Raw genomic sequence first — 14,475 nt, forward strand, 5'->3', positions numbered from 1 at the left:
ACGAGTCAGCCTGTTTTTTGATTCTATGGAGGTGTGCGTTTTGAAGGAGACTATAATGGAAAGAGTGACGGCTGACCCATATGCCAAATTTTTAGGAATACAGATTGAGAGAGTCGAGGAGGGGGAGGCGGCAGTATCCATCCCCGTTAAGGAACATTTGCTGAATTTCCATGGTGCTGCTAACGGAGGATTGATTTTTTCCCTGGCAGACGTTGCCTTTGCGATTGCAAGCAACTCATATGGCCAAACTTCAGTAGGCATTAATGTAAGCATTAATTATATGAAAGCAGCCATGCTTGGCGATTTCCTGACAGCAACAGCACAAGAGGTATCCAGAAATTCAAAGCTGGCACTTTACAGATTGACCGTCCGAAATCAAAACAATGAAATCATTGCCGTTGCCGATGGTATGGTATACCGCAAAAAAGAGCAATTTGCCTGACAAGAAAAGCAGCCTAGAGCAAATTTAATCCTCCATCCAAGTAATAGGAGCCGGACAATTACCCGATTGCTGTTGCCCGCAAAAATAAGGTAAACTTATTTATTATAACCTCATTGGGAGGGATCGGGATGGCGAAGGTTAAAACGAACGCAATGAGGATTCTTGATACGCAAAAGGTGCTGTATGAGATCCTTACTTATGACTCGAAGGATGGCAAGATTGACGGAGTTGCCGTGGCCGGTAAAATCGGCCGTGATCCTTCACAGGTCTACAAGACGCTTGTGGCAGTCGGTGCAAGCAAGAATGTATATGTTTTTGTCATTCCAGTGGAAGCGGAGCTGGATATGAAAAAGGCTGCGAGGGAAGCTGGGGAAAAGAATGTGGAAATGCTCCCGGTCAAGGACATCCAGAAATTCACCGGCTATATTCGCGGGGGCTGTTCGCCGGTTGGCATGAAGAAGAATTATCCGACGTTTTTGGATAGCAGCGCGCAGGCGCTTGAGACCATCATTGTAAGCGCGGGGAAGATTGGCTTCCAGGTCGAGTTGGCTCCCGATCAATTGATTAGCGCTGCGGACGGAAAATATGCTCAGTTATCGAAATGAAAACACAACCTATAATGGGGTTGTGTTTTTTACATTTTAAGGGAAACGCCGATTTAGGCTTCAAGATAAATTGATTCGGCTCATAGATAAATTTAGATTTGCCATTGGGCATTCACCCAGCCCAATTGCCGTGCATATAGTAATGGGGGAAACGAAAACTTGCCGTTATGGTTAACGGCTGGAGGGAGTGCTAATAAATGTCTGGAAAGATTCTCAACTACTTTGCCGGCGGCAACACGGCTCGCGGTTTTTATAGCTTATATGATTCTAGTTTGCAGGGCTTGTCACGACTATTTATTTTAAAGGGCGGCCCAGGAACGGGGAAATCTTCGCTCATGAAAAAGATTGGCAATGAATGGCGTGAAAAAGGCTATGATGTACAATTCCTGCATTGTTCATCAGACAACAAATCAATTGATGGTATGTTGATTCCTGAATTGAATGCCGGTATCGTTGACGGAACTGCACCGCATGTCATCGAACCGAAAGCACCAGGAGCGGTAGAGGAGTACGTCAATTTGGGAGACGCATGGGATTCCGGCAAGCTTCAGGAACACAAGGGGACAATCCTGCAGCTTAGTGAAAAAATCAGTGAGGCATTTAATTCTGCCTACAGCCTTTTTGCCGAAGCTCTTAGAATCCATGACGAGTGGGAAAAAATCTATATTGAAAATATGGATTTCGAAAAGGCGAATGCGCTGACGAACAGGTTGATCGAGAGTTTATTCGGAGACAGTACATCTACAGCAGGCAGCGGCCGGATGTACGACCGATTCCTTGGTGCCGCCACTCCGGTTGGCGCGGTCGATTTCGTTCCCAACCTGACTGAGACTGTGGGCAAGAGGTATTTCATTAAAGGCCGGCCTGGTTCTGGAAAGTCCACCATGCTGAAAAAACTTGCGGCTGAAGCGGAAAGTCGGGGCTATGACGTAGAAGTTTACCATTGTGGTTTTGACCCGCACAGTCTAGATATGGTGATTGTCAGGGAACTGGATTTTGCGATTTTTGACAGCACGGCACCACATGAGTATTTTCCCGAAAGAGAAACGGATGAAATCATCGATATGTATGAAGAGCTTATTACTCCAGGTACAGATGAGAAATACGCTGCGGAAATCGAGGACGTCGGAGGCAGGTATAAATCAAAGATGAATGAAGCGATCGCTTCACTTGCCGATGCAAAAGAACTGCGAGATCAATTGGAGGCCATCTACATTGATGCTATGAATTTTGCAAAGGTTGACGAAATCACCGCCCAGATTAAAAAAGAATTTGAAGGCCTGAGTGTCAACTAGCACCAAAATGGGCTTTTAGCATACATTACATGGAAAACACATCTAGAGAGGGGACATAAGTTTGTATTACAATAACTTCCACCCATATGGAACAAATCAACAATTTGAAGACGATTATGGCTACTATGAAAATGAATTTTATCCGCAATATGACGGAAGAATTTTTCCAGGTGGAGGGCCATCGGGCTTTCCGGGACAGGGAGGAGGAATCCCAGGAGGCGGCTTTCCAGGGCAAGGTGGAGGCATTCCGGGCGGTGGATTTCCTGGAGGCGGACCAGGTGGACCAGGAGGTTTCCCTGGAGGAGGCCAGCAGGGAGGCGGAGCACCGACATCGCCGCCACCTCAATTCACTCCGCAGGAAACACAAGCATCCTTATATGCCGTTGACCCGGGCGGAATTAGAAGGTGCCTGTATCGCTATACGTATGTCTGGCTGGAGAATGGCAGAAGCTTCTGGTATTTTCCAACCTTTGTCGGCAGGAATTCTGTCGCTGGCTGGAGATGGAGACGTCGCTGGGGTTGGGTTTATTTCGGTATCGATTTAAGGCAGATCCGTTCCTTCCAATGTTTTTAAGCAAGTTAAGCATGAAAAAGAGAGCCCCTAATTACAAGGAGCTCTCTTTTACATTCTCTTAAAAAATCATATACGCAGCAAGCACGATGATTGGCAATGTTACAAGTGTACGCTGCAGGAAGATGATGAACAATTCCCCGAAGCTTACAGGAATTTTCGAACCTAGCAATAATCCGCCAACCTCTGACATGTAGATTAGCTGGGTTACGGAAACAGACGCTACAATGAACCTTGTCATCGGGCTTGCGATATCGGCACCGATAACGGAAGGAAGGAACATGTCCGCAAAACCGACAATCAATGTCTCAGATGCAGCCTTTGCCTCAGGAACCTGCATCAGCTCAAGCAGCGGAATGAACGGCATACCGAGCCATTGAAATACTGGTGTGTACTCCGCGACAATCAGCGCCAGTGTTCCAAGCGCCATGACGATTGGTGCAACACCCATCCACATATCAAGAATATTGCGGATGCCGGCAAGGAAGAAATCTTTAAAACTTTTATTGCTGCTTGCTTTTTCGACAGCTTGTGCCATACCCCAGGAGAAAGGTGTATAGCCATCTGGGATGTTCTCCTCAGAGTAGTCGTTGTTCTGCTCCACATAATACGTATCCTGCTTCCTGGAAAGAGGCGGGATTCGCGGAAGGATGACGGCTGCAACCACACCAGCCAGTGTCACAGTCAAATAGAATGGAACAAACATATGAGCCAGGTCAACCTGGGAAATGACGACAAGGCTGAAAGTGATGGAGACAACAGAGAAAGTCGTTCCGATGACAGCCGCTTCTCGTCTGGTATAATAGCCTTCTTCATACTGCTTGCTCGTCAGGAGGACCCCGATTGTGCCATCGCCAAGCCATGATGTAAGAGTATCGATGGAAGAACGGCCAGGCAATGTGAAAATCGGGCGCATGATTTTAGCCATCAAGGTGCCGAACAATTCAAGCAAACCGAAGTTCAACAATAAAGGCAGGAATAATCCCGCAAAGAGAAAAACAGAGAAAAGGATTGGCAAAAGGTCGTTGAGCAGAAGTCCGCCTGTGTTAGGTGACCAAACTGCTTCAGGTCCTAATTGAAATAAAGTCATAACTGCAAAAATAGCCCCTAAAATTCGGGCAATAAGCCAAACGGTTGGAACATCGAATAATGCTTTAAGAAAATGATTGCGATTAAGAAATTCAGGTCTAACGCTTTTAATCAATAATGTGCCAATTAAAGTCAGTACAATTATCACCGTCATGATTGCAGGCAGCGAATCGCCAAGCAAGTCCTGAAGCCATCCGGAAAGGACAGCGATCGGTATCGTGATTTCACCTTGATAGGAGATTGGTAACATAAAGAAAAATATTCCTATTAATGAGGGGATGATGAATGCTAACAAGTCCCCGGTTGATCTTGTTTTACGCAATGGTTTTTCCAAAATTATTTCACCCTTAAATTACATATTTATAAGCCAAAAATCATTTTAATTCATAACCCCTGTTTTGCCAACCTTTTTCTCGGTCCAATTCCTTCCTGTGTTATATTCTCCTAAAGCAAGCAAGCTAAACACCTATAAGCCACCTTAATATAAATTTCGATTTTTTTTAGCAGGATTCCTCCTATTTAGCGTGAATTCTTAATAGGACTATTACCTTATTTAATCAGGGAGAATACTAATGAATGTGTTTTTGGAAAAGATCGGTCCAGATAAAAAGGAAATACTGCGTAATCTTTATTCACTCTACCTACACGATTTGTCCAATTATACAAAAGGATTGCAGATTAGTGAGGATGGCAGCTTCGAATTTGATTCATTTTCACTTATATGGGAAAAAGACGGAGTCACGCCATACTTCATGATCGTCGATGAAAAGCTGGCAGGATTTGTCCTGATTCTCGAAGCACCTTTTACGACAAAAGTAGATAAAGTAATCAATGACTTTTTCATCCTCAACCCATTCCGGGGAAAAGGAGTCGCAAAAGCAGCGGTATCAGAAATATTTGCCCATAATAAAGGGAGCTATTATATATCCCAGTTGATAAAAAACCAAACAGCAGTGCACTTTTGGAAAAAAGTCTACCAACAAGAGGGGATTGCCTTTGTAGAACAGTCCGAAGTTCAGGATGGGGAAGAAGTCGTTTATCAGACCTTTGTTATTAGGTAAGACCAGTAGCTAAATGCCCGAACCTTGCTCGAAGGAGAAAAAGGATAAATAAAAGGGAGTGCCATCATAAATAGGCACTCCCTTTAAAAATTACTTCAAATATACTCTTGTTTCATATGGGTTCAGTGAGAATGATGCCCCCTGTTTTTCAACCTTATAGTTATTCAGCAGTAATTTGCTTGTTTCAAACGGGAATCCGTCGAACTCGAAGGCTGCCGGCTCGCCGGAAAGGTTTGAGATGATCAGGGCTTGCTGTTCGTCCAAAGTTCTTGTGTAAGCATAAATTTGTTGGTGATCTTCAAGAATCAGATCATATGTGCCATACGTGAACACGTCATTTGACTTCTTCATCTCAATCATTTTTTTGTAAAAATGAAGGATGGAGTCAGGATCATTTAGCTGTTCTTCAACATTGATTGTTGTATAGTTTGGATTCATCCCGAGCCATGGCTTGCCTGTTGTGAATCCGGCATTTGCTTCATCGGACCATTGCATAGGCGTGCGTGAGTTGTCACGGCTTGTTGCCCAGATAAATTCCATGATCTCTTCATGCTGCACACCGTTTTCGCGGCGGATTTTATACAGGTTCTTGATTGCTACATCATTATAATCCTCTATGGAAGGGAACTGGACATTGGTCATGCCGATCTCCTGTCCCTGATAAATGAAAGGAGTTCCCTGCATGAGAAAGTACATGGATGCCAGTGCTGTTGCACTTTCGCGCCAGTGATCCTTGTCATCACCCCATGTTGAAACGATACGGGCTTTATCATGGTTTTCAATGAATAACGCATTCCAGCCGTGCCCTTCAAGACCTTTTTGCCAGCGGGTAAAAGTTTTCTTCAATTTTGCCAAGTCGAGCGCCTTCTTTTCAGAATCCCACAAATCAAGATGCTCAAACTGGAAAACCATATTGAATTTACCTTGTTCCTCACCAACCCAAAGATCGGCTTCCTCGATGCTGACGCCATTTGCTTCGCCGACTGTCATGATGTCGTACTTTGAGAACGTTTCTTCCTTCAGCTCTTCCAGGAAGGGCTGGATCCCATCGACATTCATATGCTTGTCAAAAGAAGACACATACTGCAATCCTTCAGGATTTGGCATGTCCTTTAGGCCAGCTTCTTTTTTGATGTGGCTGATTGCGTCAACACGGAAACCGTCGATACCCTTATCAAGCCACCAGTTAATCATATTGTACAATGCTGTACGTACTTCTTTATTTTCCCAGTTCAGGTCAGGCTGTTTGCGGGAGAAAATATGCAGGAAGTACTGATCAGTCTTTTCATCGTATTCCCATGCAGAACCTCCGAAAATGCTCTCCCAGTTATTCGGCTCCTCACCGTCCTTGCCATCGCGCCAGATGTACCAGTCACGCTTCGGACTGAGCTTTGATTCACGTGACTCGATGAACCATTGGTGCTCATCGCTTGTGTGGTTAATAACAAGATCAATAATCAGCTTCATGCCTCGTTTGTGCGTTTCAGCAAGAAGCTGGTCAAAGTCTGCCATCGTTCCAAACTCATCCATGATATCCTGATAATCGCTGATATCATAACCATTATCATCATTAGGGGACTTGTACATCGGGCAGATCCAGATAACATCGATTCCCAGGTCCTTCAAGTAGTCAAGCTTTGAAATCATTCCTTGTAAATCACCGATGCCATCGCCGTTGGAATCCATGAAGCTCCTTGGATATACCTGATAGGCAACAGCCTCTTTCCACCATTTGTGTTTCATGTGAACCCTCATTTCTTTGTATGATCCTGATGTAACCCGATATTTTACATTAGTCATTTTGCGCTGTCCAAGACTTACTTATGAATCGGACTGCATGATTTTCGCTCGACCATCCTTGCCGGGATCGTAACTCTTTTTGGCAGCGCACCTGGATTTTTAATGATTTCTATTAAACAGTTAGCCGCTTCGAAACCTAACTGGAAGATGTCGATATTAACAGAAGTCAGCTGTGGCTTCATATGCTCCGCAAGCGGTACATCATTGAAGCTTATCATCGAGATTTCCTCAGGCACCTTGATATTCAGTTCCTCGGAATAACTCATAAGCTCGATAGCGGTAAAATCATCTGCCACTACCAGGGCAGTAGGCGGCTCATGGGAGGAAAGGAACCTCGTGATGCCTTCTTTTCCTTCAGACTTTAAGCATTGCTCATGGATAATATAATTTTCGTCATATGGGATGCCGGCTTCATGTAGGGCTTGTTTGAATCCCTCGAGCCGATCGATCGTAAAGACATATTCTATATTTACGCCTACAAATGCGATTTTTTTATGGCCAAGCTTGATCAAATAGTCGGTAACCTGTTTGGTGATGTAAATATTGTCATTGTCGACATAAGTTATTCGCTCAGCGTTCATGCTCGGGCGGCCTATGACAGTAAACGGAAACTTACGCTCCAGCAAGTAATTCATGATCTTATCATCCGTTTTCGAATACAAGAGGATGATGCCGTCAACTCTACGTCCCTGCACCATCGAAACGACCTGCTGGAAAATTTCCTCATCCGTGATGCCAGTCGTTAAATATACCCCAAATTGATGTTCATGGGCTTTCATGCTAATTCCCCTGATGACTTCGGGGAAAAACGGGTTTTGCAATGCCTGGGTAGCTGAGTTCGGCATTACTATACCGATTGTTTCCGTACTTTTTACCACGAGGCTACGAGCCTGGTAGTTAGGGTGATACCCCAGTTTATCCATTACTTTTCGCACACGCTTCTTCGTTTCTTCATTTATATGAGGATGATCCCCGATCACCCTTGAAACGGTCGAAGGTGACACACCGGCTGCCTTAGCTACATCTTTGATAGTGACTGCCATTGGTCATCTCTCCTATAGTATCGATTATTTTACCGAGCCTTCTGAAACTCCCTTGATGATTTGCTTTTGGAGGAAGAAGTAAATAATGATGACCGGAATGATCGCAATCGTCAGTCCTGCCAGTGCCAGATGCCATTGCTTCGTATATTCCCCAAAGAAGAAGAACATCTTAAGTGGAATTGTTTCCATTCCTTGCTGATTGATGACAAGTGAAGGAAGCAGGTAGTCATTCCAGATCCAGATGATGTTCAGGATTGCCACTGTAACGGACACAGGTTTTAGCATCGGGAAAATAATATGCCAGAATATCTGGAATCGGTTCGCACCATCGATTGTTGCTGCTTCATCAAGTGATTTCGGAATCCCGCTCAACGTTCCGTGGTAAAGGAAGATCGACAAACTGGCGCCAAAACCAAGATACATGAAAATCAGTCCGCCTCTGTTGAGCAATTCAAGCTTACCAAAAATGGACACAAGTGGAATCATAACGGATTGGAATGGAATGAGCATTGCAGCTACAAACAGCATAAAAATGATCCCGCTTGTTTTGCCTCCACGTCTTGAAAGGGCATAGGCAGCCATTGATGAAAAAATGATGATAACGGTCACAGCCAGTACCGTGATCAAGACAGAGTTGAAAAGGGTTTTAAGAAAATCTAATCGCTCGAAAGCAACCGTGTAATTCTCGAATGAAAAAACATTCGGAAGCTTTAAAGTATCTTCAAACATTTCTCGTTTCGTCTTAAAAGAGTTAACGATCATCAGGTAAAACGGGGAAAGCCAGATCAGGGCAAGGATGATGCCGAGAATTTCCAGAATGATTCTGCTCTGTTTTTTCTTTTTCATTACATCTCGACCTCCCGTTTTTTATTAATATAAACCTGTGTAAGCGAAATAGCCGCAACAATCAGGAAGAAAATGACCGCCTTTGCCTGTGCGAATGCCATCGCGTTTTCCACAAATGCCGTTTTGAAAATCTCCATTGCGACCATTTGTGTGGAATTGTATGGTCCACCGCCAGTGAGCGACAGGTTTTGGTCATAAAGCTTGAATGAGTTTGAGAGTGTCAGGAACAAGCTGACTGTGAATGCAGGCATGACCAGCGGGAAGGTCACGTGATAAAAACGCTGGAAGCTGTTTGCTCCGTCAATTTCTGCTGCTTCAAGCAATTCCTGCGGCACTCCTTCCAGGAATGAAATGTAGATTACCATGATGTAACCAGCCATCTGCCAACTCATCAAGATCGCCATTGCCCAGAAGCCTGTCGTCTCAGTGGACAGCCATCCCTCTAAAGCTTCGACGCCAATCAGTTCTCCGACGCTCGCGAATACCTTTGTAAAAATGAATTGCCAGATGAAACCTAAGATCAGTCCGCCGATCAGGTTAGGCATGAAGAAAATCGTTCTCAGAATATTATTCGTTCTGAATTTTTGCGTTACAAGCAATGCAAGTGAAAGGCCAAAGAAATTGATCAGGAACACAGAAACAATAGTGAATTTTGTTGTGAACCACAACGCATTTCTAAATTCTTCCTCATAAAAAAGCGCTTTATAATGTTCAAGGCCTACAAATGATGGGGTCTTAATCCCGTTCCAGTCTGTAAATGAGTAATAGACGCCATAAGCCAGCGGCAGAAGTACAACCATTGCCAAGGCGGTCAATGCTGGAGCAAGAAAAAGCCAGTACCAGAGATTTCGGTTGCGCATCTGAAAATCCTCCTATTCATAGTGTTGTCAGGGATGTTTAAGATAGATCGTTAATTAGGCTCCCGGACAGCTATAGAAGAATGATGAAAAAACCAGCAGCAGGGCTTTTTCATCATTCCACAAAAAGCGTGCCTGGAATGGAATTTTAATAGGGTTTCATGAAAAAAGATAGGAAACAAAACAGCCGTAGCCGTTCTGTTTCCTTCTTTAGTTAAAACCTATTACTTACGAGCTTCTGCCCATGCCTTGGTAGACTCTTCTACTAATTCGTCCCATGTCATTTCGCCGCTCACATATTTCTGGATGTTGATTCCAAGCTTTTCTTGGCCCCATCCAGTTGGGTAACCCATGAAAGTCCAAGCCAATGTTTTGCCAGCTGAAGAATATTCATAGATTTCTTTTGCAAGTGGATCAGAGATCTTGCTAGCGTCATATCCTTCATAAGCAGGAATGAATTTGAAATCTTCGATTACGGCTGTTTTACCTTCTTCAGAAGTATATAACCAGTCTAGGAATTCCTTAGCTGCTGCTACTTCTTTTTCGTCCTTGTTGCTGTTTACAGCCCAGTACATTGGTACGCCAACTGGGATTGAATCTTCTTTGTAGCCTTCAACTGGGATAGGAAGGATTCCTACGCCGCTGTTAGCCAGCTCTTCGTCGATACCAGCGATTGAACCTGATACCCAGTTACCTTGCTGGATGATTGCTGCTTTGCCAGTTGAGAACAACTCTTCAACTTGCTTAGCATAGTCAAGGCTTACAGTAGGCTGATCAGAGTATTTGTTCTGCAGGTCAAGAACCTTCTTGAATGCATCACCGTGTTCAAAAGTAACTTCCTTCGATTCGAAAGCGTTGATTACGTTCTGATCAAATTCAGGTGCAAGGAACACGTTTGAAAGGTGAAGTCCTGTTACCCAAGTTTCTTTTGCAGGAAGAGCAAATACAGATGTAAGACCAAGGTCTTTCTTCTTGCTGTCAAGTGTCTTAACAGCTTCTTCTAGAGCGCTGTAGCTAGTGATGCTCTTTGGATCGATTCCTGCTTTTTCAAAGATTGCTTTGTTATAGATGAAGCCATAGCCTTCCTGGTTGTATGGAAGTCCTAGTACTTTGTCGTCTTTTGTTACGCCTTCAAGAGTCCCGCTAAGTGCAGCTTTAGCAGCATCTGTGTCGGAAAGGTCTGCAAGCTTATCTTCCCAGTCTGCAACGTCCTGAGGTCCGCCAACGTTATAAATAGTAGGTTCATTGCCAGAAGCGAACTTAGATTTAAGTGCTGCGCCGTAATCTTCGCCACCGCCGACAGTTGTGATGTTGATGTCAACACCTTCATTTGCTTCTTCATAAGCTTTTGCAATGTCTTCGAATTGATCTTTGAATTCAACCTTGAATTGGAAAATGTCAACGGTTACTTTGTCTCCATCTTTTCCGCCTTCGCCAGAAGTCTTGTCATCGCTTGATGAACATCCTGCAAGACCTCCGCCAATCAAAAGTCCAAGGGAAAGAACTGCTGGAAATAGCTTTTTTGCTTTCATTGTTGGAATACCCCCATATACTTATATTTTTTTGCATGCAATCACATGCGCGTTCAGAAAGCGTTTGCATATTTTTGCATAAAACCTGAGATGATATTGATTTTACATAACACCTTTAAAACGCTTACATGCAGGATAAAAATAATGGAAACCCTTATATAAATGGATTCCTGTGCATTGCACCCTTATTGCCATCCTGATATGCAAACGATTGCAGCTTCGGATTCATAATAGCATATGAATTTTAGAATGACAATATGAAAGTTTATTAGAAATTTAAATTTAAAGATTGTTAATTTAAGCTGAAATGGAAGCCCTGAATCATGGCCTAAAGGTAGAGAATTAGTATATACACGTATTATTTGCTGTCGAGTGTTTGAAGGTCTATCATGGATGATAATACTGAAAAATAATTGCAGAAGGTGAAGACATGATTAAGTGTATTGCAACTGATATGGATGGGACTTTATTGACTGCTACCCAGCAGATTACTGCAGAGAATAGGGAAGCGATTATAAAAGCAAAAGAGCAGGGAGTCGAAGTCGTCGTCGCAACCGGGCGCTCCTTCCAAGAAGCAAGATTCGTTCTTGAGGAATCAGGGCTTAAACTGCCCATGATTTGTGTGAATGGAGCCGAGGTTCGTTCAGAAAATGGGGAAGTTGTTTCTTCAAGTCCTTTGAACAAGGCGGAGGCCCGGCAGGCAGCACTAAGACTTGTTGAAAACGGCGTGTATTTCGAGGTTTACACAAACAAAGGTACCTTTACTGAAGATGAGGATATGGCGATTACGATCATCGTGGATATTTTTTCAACCGCAAACCCTGAAGTGCCGATTGAAAAAATCGCTGAGGCTGCTGAGGAAAGAATGCATAAGGGGCTAATAACGAAGATAGAACATTATGACCGATTATTCGAGGACGACCAATATGAAATTTACAAGCTGCTTGCTTTTTCGCTGGATGATGACAAGCTTGAGGCTGCCAGGTCTGGTTTAAAAGAAATCTCTGGACTTGCGGTCAGTTCATCCGGCCGTGAGAATATTGAAATCACAAGTCTCGACGCCCAAAAAGGAATAGCGCTAGAAAAGTTCGTAGCATCGAGAGGGATCAGCCTGCAGGAAACGATGGCGCTTGGTGACAATTTCAATGATGTATCGATGCTGAAAAAAGTCGGCAAACCAGTCGCGATGGGCAATGCAGCTGAGGAAATTAAACAGCTATGCGGTGAAGTGACATTGTCGAATGAAGAAAGCGGCGTAGGAAAAGCGATCATAAAGGTGTTGGTAGATTGATTTATAGAAGGTTATGAAATCAAGGGAGGACTGGTGTCATGAAAAGATTCTTGTATTTGCTGTTGGCAATGCCGATGGTGATGGCAGGCTGTTCAAGCGGCGGTGATGAAATAAAGCCTGCAGGAGAAGTGAATCAAAATTCAGAAGACGAAGAAGCGATTGCCCAGGCCGACCAGCTTGAAGTTGTTGCAGAAAATCTGGAAGTGCCGTGGTCAATCAATAAAAGCGGCGAGACATTCTACTTAAGCGAACGACCGGGTTCCATTGTAAAAGTGGAGGGTGACACAACTGAGCGACAGAAGGTTTCTTTTAAAAAGGAATTGTCCCAGGCAGCAGAAGCCGGCTTTCTTGGCTTCGTCCCCGCCCCTGATTTCGAGCAGTCCAACAAGGCATTCGCTTATTATACATACGAGAATGGCACCGGCCAGTTCAATAGAATTGTCGAACTGACCTTGAACAATGATGAATGGGTGGAAGGCAAGCTGTTGCTTGATAAAATACCGAGCGGACGATTCCATCACGGCGGCAGGTTGAAAATCGGACCAGACGGAAAGCTTTATGCAACAGCAGGTGATGCGGCAACCAATCCCGAAATCGCTCAGGATTTAAGTTCGCTCGGCGGCAAAATCCTGCGAATGAATCTTGATGGGTCTGTTCCAGCGGATAATCCATTTGAGGACTCCTATGTATACAGCTATGGCCATCGGAATTCACAGGGATTGACCTGGTCGCAGGATGGAACTCTTTATGCCAGCGAGCACGGCCCATCTGCGCATGATGAAATCAATTTGATTGAAGCAGGTAAAAACTATGGGTGGCCCGTGATTACGGGTGACGACACGAAGCAGGGCATGGAAACACCAATTTTTCACTCTGGAAGTGATACATGGGCACCCTCCGGAATGGCGGTGCATGAAGGGAAGTTGTATGTCGCGACATTGAGAGGCAATGCATTGCGTGAGTTCGACCTTACTGCGAAAACAACAAGAGAAGTAGTCACCGGATTAGGACGAATCCGCGATGTCATCGTGGAAGGTGATGATCTGTATTTCATCAGCAATAATACAGACGGCCGAGGCACTCCAGGTGAAGGTGATGACAAACTTTACCGTGTAAAACTGCAGGATGTTCGTTAAAAATGGAGAAGGAGTACCTGAAATGGTGCTCCTTTTCTAATTTTGAAGGAGTACTAGATTAAGTTATTGGCAAAAATTCGATTTTATTGGCGGAGTTCACAAATTTATTGGCGAAAATTTAACTTTATTGGCGATTTTCCCAGGTTTATTGGCGAAAACTGAAATATATTGGCGAACTGGAAATTTTACTGGATTTTTCCAATTCCTAAAACAAAAAAACCGGGTATGCCCGGTTTAATTTTTGCTGCTATTCGGCCCTGCCAATCCATGCATGATGAATTGGATCGTCCGCTCTGCTTCTGCTTCATCGTCCCACTCTGCTTCCGGCAGGAGCATATATCGTGCAATCAAATAGCCAAAGATGGATGTAAACGTCATTCTTACGACACTGTAGGCTGGAATCTCAATGATTTGGCCATTTGCCTGATAATGCTCGACGATTTTCTCGAAACGTTCATATACTTTTAATGCGATATGTTCCTTAAATAATTCCTTCAATTCAGGGTGTAACGGAATTTCCTGCACCAGGATTTTAACGGTAGCAAGATTTTTAACAAGGAAATCACGGCGGTTCTTCAGCATGGCAGATAAGAAATCTTCGAAATGCTCATAATCCTGATGAAGAACCTTATTAAGATCTTTTATGATAAAAGGTGCCACAAACTTCGCCATCACTGGAGCGACAATCGCCAGCAGCAAATCCTTTTTCGTTTTATAGTGTCTGAAAATCGTACCTTCTGCAACGCCGGCTTTTTTTGCGATTTCGCTGGTTGAAGTGGCGGAATATCCTTTTTCCGCAAAGGACTCGATCGCAGATATGATAATTTTCTTCTGCTTTTCAGTCAGCTCTTCTCCGTCCATTAACTCGTCAATTTTTAAATCATGATCACTCATCGGTTGCTCCTTT

General features: G+C 43.9%; 14 protein-coding genes. 7 read left to right on the plus strand and 7 right to left on the minus strand.

Translation table 11 applies throughout. From position 1 onward, the window contains the following. Positions 1–40: 40 nt before the first annotated feature. The 4 genes from DYI25_RS13655 to DYI25_RS13670 all read left to right on the plus strand — a co-directional run bounded on the left by DYI25_RS13655 (position 41) and on the right by DYI25_RS13670 (position 2,916). Complete coding sequence (locus DYI25_RS13655) at positions 41–442, plus strand: hotdog fold thioesterase (RefSeq protein ID WP_249745450.1); 402 nt, start codon at positions 41–43, stop codon at positions 440–442. 128 nt (positions 443–570) lie between these two features. Next, complete coding sequence (ybaK, locus tag DYI25_RS13660; protein ID WP_213369813.1) at positions 571–1,047, plus strand: Cys-tRNA(Pro) deacylase; 477 nt, start codon at positions 571–573, stop codon at positions 1,045–1,047. A gap of 197 nt (positions 1,048–1,244) precedes the next feature. Beyond that, a complete protein-coding gene (locus DYI25_RS13665) occupies positions 1,245–2,342 on the plus strand; it encodes a PRK06851 family protein (RefSeq protein ID WP_213369815.1) in 1,098 nt (365 codons plus the stop codon). 61 nt (positions 2,343–2,403) lie between these two features. Then, positions 2,404–2,916 carry a hypothetical protein gene (locus DYI25_RS13670; protein ID WP_249745451.1) on the plus strand — a complete coding sequence of 171 codons (513 nt, stop codon included), beginning with the start codon at positions 2,404–2,406 and terminating at the stop codon, positions 2,914–2,916. A 58-nt stretch (positions 2,917–2,974) separates the two neighbouring features. On the opposite strand, the gene DYI25_RS13675 is transcribed toward DYI25_RS13670, so the two are convergent. Beyond that, the gene (locus DYI25_RS13675) at positions 2,975–4,336 is read right to left on the minus strand and encodes a YjiH family protein (protein ID WP_249745452.1); all 1,362 of its coding nucleotides are present in this window, start codon (positions 4,334–4,336) and stop codon (positions 2,975–2,977) included. A 238-nt stretch (positions 4,337–4,574) separates the two neighbouring features. Here DYI25_RS13675 and DYI25_RS13680 point away from each other — a divergent pair, with 238 nt between their 5' ends. Next, entirely contained in the window at positions 4,575–5,063 is a 489-nt protein-coding gene (locus DYI25_RS13680) for a GNAT family N-acetyltransferase (RefSeq protein ID WP_213369818.1), read from the plus strand. Positions 5,064–5,153: 90 nt separating this feature from the next. Here the strand turns inward: DYI25_RS13680 and DYI25_RS13685 are convergent, their stop codons facing one another. From DYI25_RS13685 to DYI25_RS13705, 5 genes are all read right to left on the minus strand, one after another. After that, a complete protein-coding gene (locus DYI25_RS13685) occupies positions 5,154–6,806 on the minus strand; it encodes a glycoside hydrolase family 13 protein (RefSeq protein WP_213369820.1) in 1,653 nt (550 codons plus the stop codon). Positions 6,807–6,880: 74 nt separating this feature from the next. Continuing rightward, positions 6,881–7,906 (minus strand): LacI family DNA-binding transcriptional regulator, encoded by a 1,026-nt coding sequence (locus tag DYI25_RS13690; protein WP_213369822.1) that lies wholly within the window; start codon positions 7,904–7,906, stop codon positions 6,881–6,883. A gap of 24 nt (positions 7,907–7,930) precedes the next feature. Then, a complete protein-coding gene (locus DYI25_RS13695; RefSeq protein ID WP_213369824.1) occupies positions 7,931–8,752 on the minus strand; it encodes a carbohydrate ABC transporter permease in 822 nt (273 codons plus the stop codon). Further along, positions 8,752–9,612 carry a carbohydrate ABC transporter permease gene (locus DYI25_RS13700; protein ID WP_213369826.1) on the minus strand — a complete coding sequence of 287 codons (861 nt, stop codon included), beginning with the start codon at positions 9,610–9,612 and terminating at the stop codon, positions 8,752–8,754. The genes DYI25_RS13695 and DYI25_RS13700 overlap by 1 nt, the downstream gene beginning before the upstream one ends. Before the next feature lie 221 nt (positions 9,613–9,833). Then, positions 9,834–11,141: an ABC transporter substrate-binding protein gene (locus tag DYI25_RS13705; RefSeq protein WP_213369827.1), complete on the minus strand. Its 1,308-nt coding sequence runs from the start codon at positions 11,139–11,141 to the stop codon at positions 9,834–9,836. A 430-nt stretch (positions 11,142–11,571) separates the two neighbouring features. Here DYI25_RS13705 and DYI25_RS13710 point away from each other — a divergent pair, with 430 nt between their 5' ends. Beyond that, positions 11,572–12,432, plus strand: coding sequence for a Cof-type HAD-IIB family hydrolase (locus DYI25_RS13710; protein WP_213369830.1), 861 nt, complete (start codon positions 11,572–11,574; stop codon positions 12,430–12,432). Positions 12,433–12,470: 38 nt separating this feature from the next. Then, on the plus strand, positions 12,471–13,568 hold the full coding sequence (locus tag DYI25_RS13715) for a PQQ-dependent sugar dehydrogenase (RefSeq protein WP_213369832.1): 1,098 nt from the start codon (positions 12,471–12,473) through the stop codon (positions 13,566–13,568). Positions 13,569–13,802: 234 nt separating this feature from the next. On the opposite strand, the gene DYI25_RS13720 is transcribed toward DYI25_RS13715, so the two are convergent. Further along, positions 13,803–14,462, minus strand: coding sequence for a TetR/AcrR family transcriptional regulator (locus tag DYI25_RS13720; RefSeq protein ID WP_213369834.1), 660 nt, complete (start codon positions 14,460–14,462; stop codon positions 13,803–13,805). Positions 14,463–14,475: the final 13 nt, after the last annotated feature.

It is taken from the genome of Mesobacillus boroniphilus (assembly GCF_018424685.1).
Taxonomy (GTDB): domain Bacteria; phylum Bacillota; class Bacilli; order Bacillales; family Cytobacillaceae; genus Mesobacillus; species Mesobacillus boroniphilus_A.